The sequence below is a fragment of the Oribacterium sp. oral taxon 078 str. F0263 genome, assembly GCF_000469565.1.
Classification (GTDB): domain Bacteria; phylum Bacillota; class Clostridia; order Lachnospirales; family Lachnospiraceae; genus Oribacterium.
Genome location: NZ_KI273077.1, coordinates 49912 through 67321, shown reverse-complemented (window position 1 = coordinate 67321; position 17410 = coordinate 49912). Strand labels below are relative to the sequence as shown.

At 55.6% G+C, this 17410-nt stretch carries 14 protein-coding genes; 2 read left to right on the top strand and 12 right to left on the bottom strand.

The window, feature by feature from the left end:
* Nucleotides 1–27: 27 nt before the first annotated feature.
* Nucleotides 28–213, top strand: a complete 186-nt coding sequence (locus HMPREF1986_RS00400) for a hypothetical protein (RefSeq protein ID WP_009214546.1) — start codon at nt 28–30, stop codon at nt 211–213.
* A 489-nt stretch (nt 214–702) separates the two neighbouring features.
* Here HMPREF1986_RS00400 and HMPREF1986_RS00390 read toward each other — a convergent pair whose 3' ends face one another.
* From HMPREF1986_RS00390 to HMPREF1986_RS00360, 9 genes are all read right to left on the bottom strand, one after another.
* On the bottom strand, nt 703–1593 hold the full coding sequence (locus HMPREF1986_RS00390; protein ID WP_155978738.1) for a hypothetical protein: 891 nt from the start codon (nt 1591–1593) through the stop codon (nt 703–705).
* Nucleotides 1594–2037: 444 nt separating this feature from the next.
* Nucleotides 2038–5382 carry a glycoside hydrolase family 2 TIM barrel-domain containing protein gene (locus HMPREF1986_RS00385; protein ID WP_021772726.1) on the bottom strand — a complete coding sequence of 1115 codons (3345 nt, stop codon included), beginning with the start codon at nt 5380–5382 and terminating at the stop codon, nt 2038–2040.
* Nucleotides 5383–5417: 35 nt separating this feature from the next.
* Nucleotides 5418–6263: a carbohydrate ABC transporter permease gene (locus HMPREF1986_RS00380; protein WP_021772725.1), complete on the bottom strand. Its 846-nt coding sequence runs from the start codon at nt 6261–6263 to the stop codon at nt 5418–5420.
* On the bottom strand, nt 6260–7129 hold the full coding sequence (locus tag HMPREF1986_RS00375) for a carbohydrate ABC transporter permease (RefSeq protein WP_021772724.1): 870 nt from the start codon (nt 7127–7129) through the stop codon (nt 6260–6262). Before HMPREF1986_RS00375 ends, HMPREF1986_RS00380 begins: the two co-directional genes overlap by 4 nt.
* Nucleotides 7126–8451: an ABC transporter substrate-binding protein gene (locus HMPREF1986_RS00370; RefSeq protein WP_242837337.1), complete on the bottom strand. Its 1326-nt coding sequence runs from the start codon at nt 8449–8451 to the stop codon at nt 7126–7128. Before HMPREF1986_RS00370 ends, HMPREF1986_RS00375 begins: the two co-directional genes overlap by 4 nt.
* A gap of 42 nt (nt 8452–8493) precedes the next feature.
* On the bottom strand, nt 8494–8598 hold the full coding sequence (locus tag HMPREF1986_RS13440; protein ID WP_242651625.1) for a DUF6219 family protein: 105 nt from the start codon (nt 8596–8598) through the stop codon (nt 8494–8496).
* The gene (locus tag HMPREF1986_RS13625; RefSeq protein WP_021772722.1) at nt 8595–8729 is read right to left on the bottom strand and encodes a hypothetical protein; all 135 of its coding nucleotides are present in this window, start codon (nt 8727–8729) and stop codon (nt 8595–8597) included. Before HMPREF1986_RS13625 ends, HMPREF1986_RS13440 begins: the two co-directional genes overlap by 4 nt.
* Before the next feature lie 35 nt (nt 8730–8764).
* Nucleotides 8765–10891 (bottom strand): DUF2264 domain-containing protein, encoded by a 2127-nt coding sequence (locus tag HMPREF1986_RS00365; RefSeq protein WP_242837336.1) that lies wholly within the window; start codon nt 10889–10891, stop codon nt 8765–8767.
* 185 nt (nt 10892–11076) lie between these two features.
* Nucleotides 11077–11874, bottom strand: a complete 798-nt coding sequence (locus tag HMPREF1986_RS00360) for a DUF7402 domain-containing protein (RefSeq protein WP_021772720.1) — start codon at nt 11872–11874, stop codon at nt 11077–11079.
* A 205-nt stretch (nt 11875–12079) separates the two neighbouring features.
* Here HMPREF1986_RS00360 and HMPREF1986_RS00355 point away from each other — a divergent pair, with 205 nt between their 5' ends.
* The gene (locus HMPREF1986_RS00355; RefSeq protein WP_036598583.1) at nt 12080–12745 is read left to right on the top strand and encodes a 3'-5' exonuclease; all 666 of its coding nucleotides are present in this window, start codon (nt 12080–12082) and stop codon (nt 12743–12745) included.
* Nucleotides 12746–12935: 190 nt separating this feature from the next.
* Here HMPREF1986_RS00355 and ppdK read toward each other — a convergent pair whose 3' ends face one another.
* The 3 genes from ppdK to HMPREF1986_RS00340 all read right to left on the bottom strand — a co-directional run bounded on the left by ppdK (nt 12936) and on the right by HMPREF1986_RS00340 (nt 17316).
* Complete coding sequence (gene ppdK / locus HMPREF1986_RS00350) at nt 12936–15566, bottom strand: pyruvate, phosphate dikinase (protein WP_021772717.1); 2631 nt, start codon at nt 15564–15566, stop codon at nt 12936–12938.
* 224 nt (nt 15567–15790) lie between these two features.
* A complete protein-coding gene (locus tag HMPREF1986_RS00345) occupies nt 15791–16483 on the bottom strand; it encodes an HAD family hydrolase (protein ID WP_021772715.1) in 693 nt (230 codons plus the stop codon).
* On the bottom strand, nt 16471–17316 hold the full coding sequence (locus HMPREF1986_RS00340; protein ID WP_021772714.1) for a bifunctional 5,10-methylenetetrahydrofolate dehydrogenase/5,10-methenyltetrahydrofolate cyclohydrolase: 846 nt from the start codon (nt 17314–17316) through the stop codon (nt 16471–16473). Before HMPREF1986_RS00340 ends, HMPREF1986_RS00345 begins: the two co-directional genes overlap by 13 nt.
* Nucleotides 17317–17410 lie beyond the last annotated feature (94 nt).

The window sequence follows — 17410 nt, the reverse complement described above, 5'->3', positions numbered from 1 at the left end:
CTCAGATTAGAATGGAGGACAGCTCAAGTGAGAGACGACGACAGTTTTTTCTTTGTGATTTTATTTTGTTATCTTTTTTCGAAGAAGGGCCTTCTGGCCACATTGATCATGCTCTACGCCACCGCCCTGACACTGATGGACACCATGCCAAGAGCGGTCCAGGGCTATCGAAGAGAGCGGCAGAGAAGAAACGCCTCCTCCCGCGAGGACTGAGCTTTTTCTGATTTTTATCCTGCGCCAGCTGCGGCCCGGCAGGGACTTTTTTATCCTTTCCCGAGAAAACTTATATTTTCCGTGCCCCGTCCGGGACACTGATGAAATCCGGAAAATACTCGTCCTTGAACATCCATGAGAAAAACGGCAGCTGTTGGCTGCCGTTTTTCTGAAAGCAAAAGCGCTGCGTTCGACGGAAGCTCTAATTCGAAAGCCGCAGCTGCCGAATTGCCTTCTGGAAAAAAGGCAGAAACGATGTGCACAATGTTTTTCTGCTGCTTGACAACACTTTATTCTCATTTATTGCGACATTTATCACGACATTTACTACGACATTTAGGCCGTCAGTTTTATTCTGGTTTTCACGCAATTCCTTCGAAGCATCTCGGATCATGCCAAGTATAAACACCACAAATTTTTTGGAATCCCCGGTATTATCTGCTTTCTGCCGCACTGAGAGAACCATCATTGGCCGCCTTATCCGAAGGCTCATCTGTCTGAATCAACATAGGGCTGGGTCGACCGATAGGACTTCTCTGCTTCCATAACACGATTTTGCAGATAGATTTTCAGTGATTCCCGCTCTAATGGAATCTTCCTATTCAGGAAATCATCCTTCAGCCAGGTCTGCATCATTTCAAATTCGCCGCCATCCCTCCAAAGATTCAGGAATTTATAGCCCTCCTCTGTCAGCCCTATATCCGCCACAAACCATGTTCCGCTGTCCTCGTCTCCGTTATCTGTGTGAAGAACATCCACCAGATAAAAAATAACTTCGTCAACTCCCTCGGCGCGCGGCGTGACCTTTCCGATAAAAAAGTCTCGATCATAGGAACTTACAGCATGGGATTCGGTCAGAGCATAATCATAGACGAATGCTTCGATTAAAAGCCGGTTCTCTTTCCGGACTTCATTGGAGAGATCATAGTATACTCCCAGATCCGGCATTTCCTTGGTCAGATAGCTGTCCAGGCAGGTCTTTGTAAACCGGTCAATCAGCTGATTTTCTCCCTCCGGGATCGTCACAGTCCGCTCACTTAGATCATTTATCACATCCCCTGTCTTCTTGTAATTTTTCTCGGACAACCTCTCTACATTTTGCTTCATCAGAGGCTTTTCCCAGGAGTAACGAGATTTCAGCCCGGCCTTCTTCCCCGTTTTTCCGCTTCTCTTCTCCGAAGCAGTCGTTTCTTCCAAGACAACATGGACATAATCTTTCCAATCCTTTGCATCTGCCTCTCCCATACAGACCTTATCCCATTCCGATAATAAAAAGTCGAGTTCATCCGCGTCGTTAATCGAAATAGAAAAAATCGGAAACAAAAGTACCGCCAGTGCAGAGAACAAGACAACGGACAGGATGCTTTTTCTCCCCCTCATTTGCTTTTCTCCTTCCGGAAGGTCTGCCGTATTCCTGTCTAAATCCATCTTACGGCAGACAAATTTCGACTGCTCTGCTCTTTCATTTACGGCCCCGATGAAATCTGCTGTCACTTTATCCTTTTCCCGCCTCCGGATCAAGCAATTTTATTCGAATACAGCTTCTGCCGGAAGGAGCAGGAGTCCCTGTGTGAATATGAATATAGGGCGACAGGGAGCAGCGTGCTGTGAACTAAGGAAACGCGGATTCCATCGGGACAATTCCGTGCCAACGGGCGTGATGCCGCAAAAGCGTGCGGAACGCCGGCACTTAATGAACACGAGTGCAACGAAGTGTGAATTTAGTACCGCTGCGTGGAGCCCCGAACGAGAGTGTCTTTTGAGGCACACGCCTATGGCACAGGCGTCATGAATCCATCCGTCTTTCCCCAAGAGGAAGAAAGCTTAAATCCCCTTAAAGTCAAAGGCGAACTGAAGCGCCCGGTCGTTTGGAAGGAGATACTCCTCGTGGGTGCGGGCCCCCCAGCTGTCATCTCCTCCCACTCCCATTTGCTTTAGATTCGCGCGGAGAACCGTGAACTGAGGGCGCGGGAGCTCGTGCGCGTGAAGAGCCTCCTCCAGCTGCTCCGGCGTATAGTTCGATGCAGAGAGCTCCATGCTGCCCGGCTCCGCCATATAGGGATCCTCCGGCACGCAGGGACGGAAATCCGCCCCGGAGAGCCGGAGCCCTCTCCCTCTCTCATCCGTGATCTCCGCCCAGCGGACCGCGCATCGGTTCCCGCTCTCCTGCGGAACGAGGTAGGGCTCCCTGAGCTGCGCGATTTCCCTCTCATAGATGCCAAGCCGCGCTCCGCTCCTCCTGTCGCAGTAGTTTTCCCCGGGGCCCATCCCATAATAGCGGAGCCGCTTAAAGTCCGCATTCAGGATAAGGAGGTAGCCGAACTCCGGCATGGGCGGGAGCAGCGCGTTTCCCGGATAATCCAGGATGACGCGGACTCTCCCGTCCGGAAAGACCCGGTAGGAAAGATAGAGCGGCGTCCCCAGCGTCCCGGGCAGGTAATGCTTCCATTTCAGCTCGATACAGTCCTCGGTCTCTGAGAGGATCGGGTAGCGGAGAAAGTCCTCTGATCCCGGGGAATGAGGATCCGTCTCCAGGGGTCTTGCCGTCTGGTAGAGGCTTGCGAGCTTCCAGATCCCGCAGCGAAGCGGCATCTGATTGCCGAGATCGTTGCTGATCGGGGCTCTCCAGAAATTCGGTCTGGGAAGGCGCTCCAGAAGCTCCCTCCCCGCATAGCGGTAGGATACAAGTCCTCCCTTAAGGAGGGAGAAAAGGAGGTCGAAGTGCTCCCCCCGGATCCCGATATTGCAGGAGCCCCGGATCAGCCGAATCCCTCTCCTTCCGAGTCCTCCGCTCTTTGCCGCGCTGTAGTTGTCCGGAAAGGAAAAGCTCCCGCAAAAGTCCGCTTCTCCCGGGCTTTCCTCCCCGTCTCTCGTAAAAAGCCGCCGGGACCGAAGGCCGAAGCCGGAGGAAAGGTCAGCTGCCGCATCGAATGCTTCCCCGCCGCTTTTTTCTCTCCCTCCCGCTCCTCCCGCCGGGGGAAGAGCGCTGGCTTTTTCTATCCGGAAGACCGTCTGTCCGAAGGCAATCTCATATCCTCTTTTCGCATAGGACCTGTCCTCCCGGAGGCGAAAGGAGAGCGTAATCGCATATTCTCCCGCCGGAAGCTCGGGGAGATCCGGGAGCGCATACTTCCGCTCAGAGAGCGGGGGGAGAAAAAGAGAAAGACTCTCCTCCCGGATTCTCCTCCCCTCTCGCTCCAGAATAAGAAGGCAGTCAAATTCCGAGGCATCCGTAAAGAGGAAGCGGTTTTTGATCCAAACGCTCCGCTCCCTTTGGCATATCCGGATCGAGAGGCCCTGATAGCAGAATTTCACCTCCTGCATCTTTTCGTAGGGCCTTCGGTTTCCGTCGAGAATTCCGTTTCCGCTGAAGTCAAAGTCCGTGGGGCGCTCCAGAAAGTCCCCGCCATAGGCCTGGTACTCCTCCCCGTAGCGGTTTTTCGAGCGGAGAGACTGGTCGATGAAATCCCAGATAAAGCCCCCCTGAAAGCGCATCTCCCGGTCCGAAAGCTCCGTGTACTTCTGCATCCCCCCGTTGGAATTTCCCATGGAATGCGTATATTCACAGAGCAAAAACGGCTTCTCCCTGTGCTCTTTCAGAAAGTCCTCGATCCTTGAGACCGGGATATACATCTGCGACTCCATGTCCGTCGTATCCGGATAGCGCCGGTCGTGCGCAACTCCCTCGTAATGCACGAGGCGAGTCCTGTCCTTTTCATGAAAAAAGTCCGTCATCCTCTTCGGGATCTCTCCTCCGTAGGATTCATTTCCGATCGACCAGATCAGGATGGAGCTATGATTCTTGTCCCGCTGATAGCAGGAATTCACCCGGTCCAGCATCATCGGAAGGTACTCCATCCGGTCCCCCGGTATGGCATCCTCCGCCCTCTTCTGCCCCTTTTGCACCATGAGCCAGACCCCGTGGCTCTCCATATTGTTTTCCGCGATGAGATAGAGTCCGAGCTCATCGCAGAGCCGGTAGAGAAGGGAGGCATTCGGATAATGACTGGTCCGGACCGCATTGATATTGTTTCGCTTCATGAGAAGGAGATCCCTCCTCACATCCTCCTCCCGCACGGCCCTTCCCCTGTCCGAGGAGAACTCGTGCCGGTTTACTCCGAAAAAGACGATGCGCCTCCCGTTAAGACACATAAGGCCGTCCTTTAGCTTGAATCTCCTCACCCCCACATGCTCGGAAATCAGCTCGGAGAGCGCTCCCTCCTCATCAAAGAGCTCCAGCTGAAGCTCATAGAGATTCGGCTTCTCCGCGCTCCATAAATGCGGCTTCTCGATCCTCCCGGAAAAGGAAAGGGGAAAGGAGCTCCCGTTTCCAAAGCTCTCCTCCGCAGAATCCAATGGGAGGCAGAGCTCTCCTCCTAGGATTTCCTCCCCCAGGAAGCGGAGCCCCCAGCGAATCCTCCCTTTCTTTTCGTTCAGAAGAAGGCGGACCTTTAAGGAAGCGCTCTCTAAGTCTTCCTCCGGCTCCGCCGTGATCGAAAGATCCCGGACATGGAGCTTTGGCTCTATGAAGAGGTAGACATCTCGAAAGATCCCGGAGAAGCGGAAGAAGTCCTGATCCTCCAGCCAGCTCCCCGCGCTCCACTGAAAGACCTGCACGGAGAGCTTGTTCTCCCGATCCGGAAGGAGGAAGGGCGTGAGCTCGAACTCAGAGGGCGTAAAGCTGTCCTCGGAATAGCCGACAAAGCTCCCGTTCAGCCAGAGCGAGAAGGCGGATTCCACGCCTTGAAAGGAGAGATAGAGGCGCTTCCCCCGCATCCTCTCCGGGACCGAAAAGTATTTCACATAGCTTCCCACCGGATTAAAGTCCTCCGGGATCATCCCCGGATCGATCTCCTCCCTCCCGTCCCAGGGGTACTGCGTATTCACATAGCCGGGCCTGCCATAGCCCTCCAGCTGGATATGCCCCGGGACCCGGATCTCCTCCCAGCGCCTTGCGTCATAATCCATCCGAAAGAAGCCGGGCACCGTCTCCCCGTAATTTCTCGCATAGTGAAAATACCAGATTCCGTTCAGGGACTCCCGAAAGGAGGAAATCCCGCTCTCCCTCTCCGCGGCATTGGAAAAACAGAGGTGATCCGAATGCGCCGGGAGGCGATTTTCTGCAAAGATCTCCGGGTCCCGGACGATGGAATAGTCAAACTCATTCATAGGAAGTGCACTCCTTTCTGCCCTCTCCCTCTCATTCAGCCCTTCACCGAGCCCTGCATGAGACCGGAGAGCAGGAAATTCCGAAAGAGAACGGCGAGCAGCGCGGGGATCAGAAGAGAGAGGATTCCGGAGGCGCAGATCAGGCCGTAGCTCACATCATTCCTCCCCATGAAATCCGACAGCACAAGCGTCAGCACCCGCTTCTCCGGAGAGGATATGAGAATCAGGGGGATCTGAAACTGGCCCCAGCTCATGAGAAAGAGCATAAGGGACACCGTAAGAAGGATCGGTCCGGAAAGAGGCAGAATCACGCGGAAAAAGAGCTGCCTCTCCGTACAGCCGTCCACCCTCGCCGCGTCGTAGAGCTCATCCGGTATCGCGCTGAAGTAGTTCATCATGATCCAGGTGATCAAAGGCAGGAAGGAGGAGACATAGACGATGGCCGCCCAGATCCTTTTATCCAAAAGCCCCAGCTTGGAGAAGACAGCATAGAGCGGGATCAATGTGGCGAAGGCCGGGATGACCGTCGTGAGCACGAGAAGCCTCAGGACGAAAATCCTGCCCCGAAACTCATAGCGGGAGAAGGCATAGGAGGCGGGAAGAGCCGCGAAAATCCCGATAAAAATGCAAAGAAGGGACAAAAAAACCGAATTTCCGATGCCCTGAAGGAGGATTTGTCCCGCCCTTTGAGAATGGTCCAGAAGCTCTCGGTAGTTTCCGAGATAGAGGGACGGCGGAAGCAGTCCGCCTCCCCTGTGAAAAAGCTCATACTCCTCTGTCAGGCTTAAAAGGAAGCACCAGAGAATGGGGCCCAGCGAAAAGAGGAGGAAGAGAAGGGAAAAGACATAATAGAAGAGCCGCTCACTCCATTTCTCCTTCATCGGCTTCGCTCCTTTCCGATCCTTTTGATATAGAAATAGCCGAGAAGCCCGGAGGAAAGCAGGATGAGATAGCTGATGGCGGAGCCAAGCCCCAGATCCAGAAAGCGAAAGCTCATCCGGTAATGGTAGACCAGAAGGGTCGAGAGCTCATAGCGGTCTCCGGAGAGCGCCAGGAGCTCGTCGAAGACATTGATGCCCGCCATGCTGATCTGAAGAAAAAGGATGGGGAAGGTCGGGAGGAGCAGGGGAAAGCTGATCGCCCAGTACTCCTGAAAGCGGCTGCTGCCGTCCACCCTGGCCGCCTCATAGAGCTCTGTCGGAATCGCCTGAAGAGAAGAAAGAACCAGGATACTGCCAAAGGGAATCACCCGCCAGGCCACGACCAGGGCCGCGAGAAGGAGCGCCGAGAAACGATTCTCCGTCCATGGAAAGGGGGCTGAGATCAGGCCAAGCCCGAGGAGGATCCGGTTCGCAAGACCATAGCCGGGGTAAAAGATGAATCTCCAAAGAATTCCGTTCACGAGCGGCGGCAGAGCCCACGGGATGATTGCCGCTGCCGTCAGGACGGAATTCAGAGGAGATTTCCGGTTCAGGAGAAGCCCCGTCAGCATGCTGACGGGGAAGGCGATCAGGAGCACGAAGAAAAGCACGAACACGCTGTTTGAAAGCGCGGTCCAGAACTCCGAGGAGCTCAGGATGCTCCGGTAATTATCGAGTCCGATGAAATGAATGTCATAGCTTTCCGTCAGCCGGTACCTCTGCATACTGAAGAGAAAGGTGCGGACCGCCGGGTAGAATACGGTGCTTCCCATGATGAGGAGGCAGGGGGAAAGCAGAAGCCAGGGCGTCAGATTCTCTTTTTTCATCCTTCTTTTACAATTTTATTGACCTTTTCCACCAGCTGATCCGCAGCTTCCTCCGCGCTCAGCTTTTCATTTGCCATCTGGTTTATGGTATTGAAGATCTCCGTGCTCATCCTCGTATAGTAGATCGGGACGCCATTCGGGAAGGGGCTCTCTATCCTCTTCGCGAGCTCCAGCATTGCCCCCGGATTCTGAATCTTTCCATCCTTTAAGAGCTTCTCCAAGACAGAGGTTCTGGTGGGCAGATTGGAGATCTCCTCATAGAGCTGATACTGCACCTCCGGCGAGCTGTACCATTCCACGAACTTTTTGGCCCCCTCCGGATTCTTGCTGTAGGGGGAGATTCCCACAGCCTCCGCAAAGGGCGTCGTGACTTCCGCCTGGGCCTCCTTTCCGGGGAGAAGGATGGGGATCACCTGTCCCACCACCTTGGATTTTCTGGGATCATTGACCGCCATCACATTCGAGGAGGGGCCCACCATAAATGCCGCCTCTCCGTTCCGAAGCCGCGGGAAGGCCTCCGACACCGCGCGGTTTGCCGGGTCGGACAGTCCCTCCCGGTTGATCTCATCCAGAATGCTAAGGGCATCCAGCGCCGCCTCGCGGTTTAGGGTATTGTCCTCATTGAAGACCTTCCCGTCCAGGGTATAGGCCAGCCAGAGGAAGGTCGTCGTCGACTTCTCATCCGCGCTCATGGGGTTCGAGACGGGGTATTCACAGATCCCCTTCTCCTTTAAAAGCTTCGCATCGGAGATGACCTCCTTCCAGGTCTTCGGGGGCTCGCTGATCCCTGCCTGGTCGAACATGCTTTTATTATAATAGGCGATCCGGTAGTCATTGGAATAGGGAACGGCGTAGAGCGTCCCGTCCACGGAAAAGGTCTTCGCGCTCACCATATCGTCCATATCCTCCTGGGAGAGGGAGATCGGGGCGATCCATCCCGCCTTCTGAAACTCCCCGACCCAGGACCAGTCCACCTCGAAGACATCCGCCGCCGCTGTCTTCCCGGCCGCGGCGGTGGAGATCTTGTTTCGGATATCGTCCCAGCCGGTCGTGAGCACATTGACCTTTACGCCGGACTGCTCCTCAAAGTCCTTCAGCATCTCCTCCGTCGGGACTCCCCAGTCCGGGATCATAAAGGAGATCTCGGAAGCGGCCTTTCCCTGCTTTTCGCTCTCAGACTCCGCCTTTTCCTCCGCTGCCGCGCTGCTCCCCTTCTTCTGCTCCGCATCCTTCGCGCTTCCCTCCTGCGTCTTTCCTCCGCAGGCATAAAGCAGCGAAGAGGCGAGACAGAGGCAAAGAGCCGCCCTTCGTATTGTCTTCATCCTATCCTCCGTTCTTCTCCGCTTCCGTTCCATGCTGCCGCTTTACTTCTTTCCGCCGCCGATCAGCCGATAGCCGCTCAGCATGGCCATCAGCATACAAAACGTGGCCGCGATGGCCCAGAATTTGTGACTTTCCATCTTCTTCATCTCTCATCCGCCTTTCCGGCGAAGGCCCCGCAGATCAATACGCCGGTCCTCCGCGCTTCCTTTTCCTTCCGCTCCCCTCCCCCGGGCGCTTTCTCCCGGAGAAAAGCGGAGCGGTCCAACGCGCCTATCATACAACATTTTCCGGGAAAAGGGGAGGGATAAGGTCTCAGAGCATCATCTGTCCCTCTATTCCGAGAAAGTCAATTTCCCTTTCCCTCCCGTCCTTAAAGGACAAAAGCAGCGGCCCATAACCTCCCTTTTTCTCCGGGTCAAAGAAGCGGATGCTCTCCAGCGGGAAAAGCTCCTCCGGTCTGAAGTCCTCCGGAGCGTCCCGGCATAGTACCTGGGAAATACAAAAGTAGTCCTCATAGCCGTACTGCTTCAGGCAGTCCGCTTCCGCGTAGACGAGGATCGAGTTCTCGGAATCCGGATTGCAATCCCTCTGCCGAAGATAGTCCAGTCGGGAAAATCCGAAAAAGATGCTCATGGCAAGCTGCTTTGCTCTTCCCCGGCTGTCCCTTCCCTTAAGAATAAGGGCCTGCCAGTCCCCCTCTTTCTTTCGCAGGATTTCTGTTCCGTTATCCGGAAAGCCATAGGCCCCAAGGCGGATCCGAAGCGGCCTTTGGAAAAGCCGGAGCTTATCCGCGCGAAAGAGCCCCTCTGCCACCGGAAAATCCGCGAGATTGATCCCCTGAAGCCAGTGATATTCCTTTTCCGATGAGAAATCAAAAAACTGCCGCCGGTACAGTACGCCATCCCTCTGCCCCGAAAAGAAGCAGGCGTTGGCCGTGGAAACCGAAGAAAAGCTGAGATCCTCCAGTGTGTACTGCTGGCTTTCGATCCTCGGATCGCTTCCGGCCTCCCAGGGATACTTCGTATTATAGGCAAGCTTCCCGTAGTTCCAGATCCCGCTCCGGTCCCCTGCCTTCTTCAGGACCTTCCCCGTCCGAAGCTCTGTCATGCCGTTGCTGCCGTGATTCACACAGCAAAGTCCGGGACCATAAAGGCAGTACTCCCGGTTCTCTCCCCTTTTCAGCTTCTCCCAGCCTCCATTCGTTTCCCTCTCCGTCCAGAAGGGATGCTCCTTCGGAAGGCAGAGGCAGAGGAAGGCCTTTCCCAGCCAGAAAGGGGACGCGGCACAGGAATAAGGCTGAATCAGGGGAGGAAAGGAACGATAGAAGCCAAGGCATGGGATCCCCTGATAAAACACATCCTCTCTGCTCAAAAACTGGAGGAGAGAGCCGGAGGAAATCCGGCGGGAAAGGCCCGGATCCGCCGAAGGATTTCGGAGAAAGAAATTCGCGGCAAAGGCGCTGGTCGCGGCATTTCGATAGATATTGCTTCTCCCCCACATATTGGTATATCCGTCCCGATCGAAAAAGGCGGGCAGGCTCTCCATCATCTGATTGGCATACTTTTCGAAATAAGCGGAAAGCTTCGCTTCCTTTCGATAGCCGTACCAGAGATTCCAAAGCGGAGCGTAGACATTGAAGGCCCAGACCGAATAGTAGTCAAAGCACTGTCCGTCCCGGTACCATCCGTCTCCGGCGTAATAGTTTAAGACGGCCTGTGCATGATCCCGCATGAGGCCTTCCTCGATGGGATAGCCCTCCCGCTCGAGAAATGCGAGGGCAAGCATATTGAAAAGCCGCCAGTTCTGGGGGACGGTATTTCCCTCGGCATAGCCCCGGATAAAAGCCGCGATCCGGTCCTTTTCCGGGCGGCTGTAGCTTTGCCAGATTAGCTCCCGGCAGGCCCAGAGGCAGATCACGAGGGCACAGACCTCCACCGTCTGCTGGTAGACCCGAAAGGGATTTTGCTGCTCCCCCATGGCCTCCATCGCCGCATAATCCAGGACATAGGCGGGATCCTCCGGATCGCAGGCCCGAAGAAGCTGAGAGCGGTAATACTCCGAAAGCGATATTCCTGCGATCTTAAGCTCCGGCTCCTCCTTTAAAAGCGGGGCCGCAATGAAAAAGGAGCGGGCCAGTCCCTCAAAATACTCCGCCTGCACCTTGTGAGGCGGAGTATTTCGATTGGGATAGCTGATTGCATATTCGTATCTCGGCATGAGAAGAGGAGCCCTCGGGTCCTGAACATTCCGGAAAATTCCGTTTAAGAGAAACTTCCCTGCTGAAATCCAGCCCTCTCTGTTTAATCCGGTATAGGGACTTAGCTCCCAGTCCGGATCCCGCACGGAAAAGGAAGCCTGCTCCGCCTTGCATTTTTCGGTACCATTTCCCCGGGGCCCGGCAGCAGACCTGCAGCTCCTGACTTCAGAGGATTGTTTCATTGTGCTCTCCTTATCCATCTCCCTCTTCAAAAGTTTTTCCCTTCACAGGAAGCGAAAGACTCTCCTATCCTCATAGCTGCTTATAGAAGTACGGCGCCTGTTCCGTCTCATCCGCTCACGGAAGCACAGCGTCTGTTCTCTCTCCTGGTCGGGCTTTATTCCGTAATATGCTCCGGTTTGGACGCTCAGCGGGAGGGATATCCATACGCCTCCAGCTCCGTCAGTGCCGGAAAGGGACTGGGATCATCCGCCGGGATCAGCTCCCGGAGGCAAAGAGAGCGAATTCCCTTTTTGTCCACCGGAAAATGCTGCCCCTCTCCGTTTCTCTTCTCCAGATCCAGGGAAAGACTGCTGCCGTCCGAAAAGCTCAGCTTTGCCTTCACCCACCAGTTGTCGTGCGGAAAATCCGCACGGGTATAGAGCACCAGCTCCCGAAGATCCACCGGCCTCCCAAATTCAAGATGCCACTCGGCGTCTGCTCTTCGGTTGATGCCCCAGGACTGATACGGCCACCTTCCGTGTCCTTGGCAGAGCTTCACACCGTCTATCGCATTTTTAGCGGCAAATACCGCTTCTCCTCGGGTCTCCACATTGGCATGGGCATGGGGGAAGATGCCCGTCTCCCCATGCTGATCATAAGGATTCAGGGCGAGGTTTCTGTAGGCGCCATCCTCCTCCGGGGAAGCCTCCCGGAGATACAAAAGGCCTGAGCCCTTCGTGAAGGCCATGGGCGGATATGTGGATGTCGCCTCCCCGAAGGGAATCTCATAGCGGAAGCTGTCCTTTTTGGCATAGAGCAGCACTTCGTCGAGACAGGCGTCCAGCCGGACCCGGTATGCCTTTCCCGGCACGAGCCCGCTGAGCAGGATAAAGTCTCCCTCCTCATAGCAATCCTGATAGAAGAGCCCGGGCTCACTCCCCTCGGAAACTGCCTTGCACTGTCTTTTCTCCCGATCCCAGATTTCAATCCTTCCCCGTATCATATCCAATCTCTTCCTTTCCTCTTCTTATGCAGAGCTCCTCAGCTCATCCACAGGAATCATTCTACCATAACGAAAGGATAAAAGGGACTGCGGCTTCCCCGAAAGCGGAAAAGAGGGCGCAGAGCCTTGCAGATCCTGTTTTCGAATGCTATGATCTCCCTGCGGAGAAATGTGCCGCGTGATCGGAAAGAAAAGAGGAAACGCCTTGAATTATTTGGTCCTGGATCTTGAGATGTGCAAGGTCCCCAGGGAATATCAGAGCAGGGGCTACCTTTGCCCCATGGAGATCATTCAGATCGGCGCGGTGCTCCTGGACGAGAGCTTCCGGAATATGGAGGAGATCAGTCTCTACGTGCACCCGGAGCACGGCGTGATCGACCGCTTCATCGCAAATCTCACCGGTATCCAAAGGAGACAGGTGAAGGAGAGCAAAAAGCTCCGGGAGGCGCTTTTGGAGCTTGAGCAGAGAGTCTCGGAAAAGGGGGAATATAAGATTTATACCTGGAGCGGGAGTGACTACTCTCAGCTTCGTCGGGAGCTGGATCTGAAGGAGATTTCGGAGGAGGCGATCGAACGCTTCATGGAGCAGGAGCGCTGGGTGGATTACCAGAAAATTTTCGGGGAGCGCTACCGCCTCGGGCGGAAGGTAAGCCTGGAGGAGGCGCTCTCTCTCTGCGGGATCACGCCGGATGGAAAGGCCCATAACGGCCTGGATGACTCCATCAATACCGGATATATCATCGAAAAGCTGGAAAAGGACCCTGATTTTCAGCTCATACACTATGACGGAAAGGAGAAGCTGGACAGTGAGCCCATGCGCTTCGGCCTTGGCTCCCTGCTCGCGGGGATCCGGCTGGACGACAAAGGCTGACACAGCATTGTTTCCATCCCAGCCCGGATCCTATTTCGCTTTTCGCGCTTTCCGTGATTCCTCTCCCTTTATAAACTATACGGGAACTGAGGAAAGCCTGAATACTGAAATCCTAAAAGGAGCTGCCGAATCTCTTCGGCAGCTCCTCTCTCATGAAATACGGCAGCTCAAAGACCGATGCCCTCAGGATCTACCTGGGGTTCCTGATCTCCGCCTGTGCGGCCGCAAGCCTCGCCACCGGCACACGGAAGGGGGAGCAGGAGACATAGTCCAGTCCGATGTCATGGCAGAACTCCACGGAGGAAGGATCTCCGCCGTGCTCTCCGCAGATTCCGACATGGAGCTTCGGATTCGCGGGTCTTCCGAGATCGACCGCCATCTTCATAAGCTTCCCTACGCCCTCCTGATCGAGCTTTGCGAAGGGATCCGACTCGAAGATCTTCGCGTCATAGTAGGCGTTTAAGAACTTACCGGCGTCGTCTCTCGAGAAGCCGAAGCACATCTGCGTGAGATCATTCGTCCCGAAGCAGAAGAAGTCCGCATCCTTCGCGATCAGATCCGCGGTGAGGCAGGCTCTCGGAATCTCGATCATGGTTCCCACCTGGTAGCTTAAGCTGCTGCCCGCCGCCTTGATCTCCTGATCCGCGGTCTCGACAACCGTTTTCTTCACATAGCGAAGCTCCTTGTCCTCGCAGGTCAGCGGGATCATGATCTCCGGCTCGAGCTTCCAGTCCGGATGCTTCTTCTGCACATTGATCGCAGCGCGGATAACGGCTCTTGTCTGCATCGCGGCGATCTCCGGATAAGTCACAGTGAGGCGGCAGCCTCTGTGCCCCATCATCGGGTTGAACTCATGAAGGGAGCTGATGATATCCCGGATCTCCTGGACCGTCTTCTTCTTCGCCTTAGCGAGCTTCTCGATCTCGGCCTCCTCGGTCGGGACGAACTCGTGGAGAGGCGGATCCAGGAAGCGGATCGTCACGGGATTCCCCTCCAGGGCCTCATAGATGGCCTCGAAGTCACCCTGCTGATAGGGCAGGATCTTCGCCAAGGCCTCCTCTCTCTCCTCCACGGTGTCGGAGCAGATCATCTCCCGGAAGGCCTCGATCCTCTCCGGATCAAAGAACATATGCTCCGTCCGGCAAAGGCCGATGCCCTCCGCCCCGAGCTCTCTCGCCTTCTTCGCGTCTCTCGGCGTATCCGCATTCGTCCGCACGGCGAGCTTCCGGAATTTATCCGCCCAGCCCATGATGCGGCCGAACTCCCCGGCGATCACCGCGTCCACTGTCGGGATCAGTCCCTCATAGATATTTCCGCTGGTTCCATCGATGCTGATGAAATCTCCCTCATGGAAGGTCTTGCCGGCGAGCGTGAACTTCCGGTTCGCCTCGTCCATGACGATATCACCGCAGCCGGAGACGCAGCAGGTTCCCATGCCTCTCGCAACGACAGCCGCGTGACTCGTCATACCGCCGCGGACAGTCAGGATGCCCTGGGCGGACTTCATGCCGGTGATATCCTCCGGAGAGGTCTCCAGACGGACAAGAACGACCTTCTCTCCTCTCTTCGCCCAGTCCACCGCGTCATCCGCCGTGAACACGACCTTTCCGCAGGCGGCTCCCGGAGATGCGCCCAGTCCTCTGCCCAGCGGCGTCGCAGCCTTCAGGGCCTTCTGGTCAAACTGCGGGTGCAGGAGGGTGTCCAGATTCCGGGGATCGATCATCGCGACCGCCTCCTTCTCCGTCCTCATGCCCTCGTCCACCAGATCGCAGGCAATCTTAAGTGCGGCCTGCGCCGTCCTCTTTCCGTTTCTGGTCTGCAGCATATAGAGCTTCCCGTGCTCAACGGTAAACTCCATATCCTGCATATCCCGATAATGCTCCTCCAGGGTCTTGCAGACCGAGACAAACTGCTGGAAGGCCTCCGGGAACTTCTGCTCCATCTCCTTGATGTGCATCGGGGTGCGGACACCGGCCACGACATCCTCTCCCTGTGCATTGGTCAGGAATTCACCGAAAAGTCCCTTCTCCCCGGTCGCCGGATCTCTGGTAAAGGCCACGCCGGTGCCGCAGTCATCTCCCATATTTCCAAAGGCCATGGACTGTACATTGACCGCCGTCCCCCAGGAATAGGGGATATCGTTGTCACGGCGGTAGACATTGGCGCGGGGATTATCCCAGGAGCGGAAGACCGCCTTGATCGCGCCGTAGAGCTGAGCCTTGGGATCATCCGGGAAGTCGGAGCCGATCTTCTCTTTATATGCGGCCTTGAACTGCTCCGCCAGCTCGCGGAGATCATCCGCTGTGAGCTCTACATCCTGCTTCACGCCTCTCTGGGCCTTCATCTTATCGATCAGCTCTTCGAAATACTTCTTTCCGACCTCCATCACGACATCGGAGTACATCTGGATGAAGCGCCGATAGCAGTCCCAGGCCCATCTCGGATTCTTTGATTTCTCGGCGATGACCTTCACGACCTCCTCGTTGAGTCCCAGGTTCAGGATGGTATCCATCATGCCGGGCATGGAGGCTCTCGCACCGGAACGAACCGAGACCAGGAGCGGATTCTCGTGATCCCCGAATTTCTTCCCGGTGATTCCCTCCATTTTCTTCACATACTCTTCGATCTGAGCCATGATCTCCGGATTGATCTCCCGCCCGTCTTCATAGTACTGCGTACAGGCCTCCGTCGTGATCGTAAAGCCCTGCGGGACGGGGAGACCGATATTGGTCATCTCCGCGAGGTTTGCCCCCTTGCCCCCGAGGAGCTCTCTCATGTCGGCATTTCCTTCCGTGAACAGGTAAACCCATTTTCTAGCCATCGCTTAGCCTCCTAAAGTCATCTTGTCGCCTATCCTGGATCCGGAGATACTGTGATTCCGCCGTCCCTTCCCGCTGCCGTTAAAAAGGCGCAGAGGAAAAGCCTTAAGACATGTCCCTCCGCAGCTGCAGACGAAACAAGGTCCCGCAGAATCACCTTTGATATCCAAATTTTATTATAAACCAGGATATTTTTTCAGTAAAGGGCTATCCTGTCTGTAAGCGGTTACAGTTCAAAGAGTTCCTTCAGCGTCTCCGCCCTTCCGTCCGAAAACACGAAACCATCCATCCCCGCAATAGACGCGGCCTCTATGTTCTCCGGCAGATCATCGACGAAGAAGCATTCCGAGGGCCGCAGGGAAAAGAGCCGGAAGAAGCGCTCGTAAATGATATCCTGCGGCTTAATGCAGCGGTGCTCCGCGGAAAAGAAAACGCCGTCATAGAGCTCCGGCAGCGGCATCACCCTCCGGTAGCAGCCCGGAAGACGAAGGTTCGCGTTGGAAAGGATAAAGATCCGCTGCCCCCTCTCGTGGAGACCGCGGATAATTTCCGCACTCCCGGGCTTTTCCCTCATATTATAGAGATGCCACTGGGAAAAGGCCTTTCTTGCGAGCTCCCTCGCCTCTTCCGAGGAGAGGCGGGGGAGCCAGCGCCTCTCCGCCTCCTCCTCCGAAATCAGACCGGCGTCCAGCTTCAGCCACTCCGAAGAGCAGAAAACCGTATTGTGGACCTCCCGGATCAGCGCTTCGTTCCCGCTGAATTTCCGGCTCACACGATCCTCATCGTAATCAATCAGGACATTTCCCATGTCGAAGACGATATTTTTATAGCTTTTGATATTTTTCATCGCTCTCTTTTCCGGAATCTCTCTTCCCTCTCCTAGGATCGGCCCTTCCCGGCTGCTCCTTACTCTCCCCATTGGAGCTCTGCTGCTCGGATCAGATGCTTTGCGAGCACTGCCGTCGTGACGGAGCCGAGTCCTCCCGGCACCGGACTCAGCATGGAGGCCTTCTCCGTCATGGTATCGTAATCGCAGTCTCCGCAGAGCTTGCCCTCCTCGTCCATGTTGATGCCGACATCGACCACGATCGCGCCCTCTCGGATATAGCTCGACCCGACGAACTTCGCCTTTCCGATCGCGACGACCAGGATATCCGCCTCCTTTGTGATCTCCTTCAGATTCTCGGACTTTGAATGGCAGACGGTGACGGTCGCGTTCTCCTTCAGGAAAAGCATCGAGAGGGGCTTCCCCACGACCATGGAGCGCCCCAGAATAACCACTCTCTTCCCCGCGATCGGGATCTCATAGCCCTTCAGCATTTCAATGACGGCCTGCGCGGTACAGGGGGCGAAGGCCGAGGGCTCTCCCAGCATGACCCCCGCGATATTTTCCTTCGTAATGCAGTCCAGGTCCTTCTCCGGGCGGAGCTTTCGGAGAATCTCCTTCTCATTGATCTTGGGAGGCAGCGGTCTCATGATAAGAATTCCGTTGATCTCCGGGTCATCGTTGATGAAATCGAAGGCCTTCTGGAACTCCTCATCGCTCGCGTCCTCCGGGAGCTCATAGTCCTTTACCTCCAGGCCGAAATCAAGAAAGCGCTTCCGCACCCCCCTCTGATAGGAGATGTCCGCTTCCTTCGCCCCGACCCGGATGATCGCAAGCGTAGGAACCTTCCCGTGATGGCTCTCGCAGCGCTTAAGGCATTCCTCCTTCAGCTTCTCCACAACCAGTTTTCCCCGTAATTCCTGCATTTTTCACCTCTTTCCGCCCCCTCCGAAAGACGGCCAATGCCGTCTTTCGAAGGGACCTTTCCTATCATCACACCGGCGATCCCGGTGTGGACAT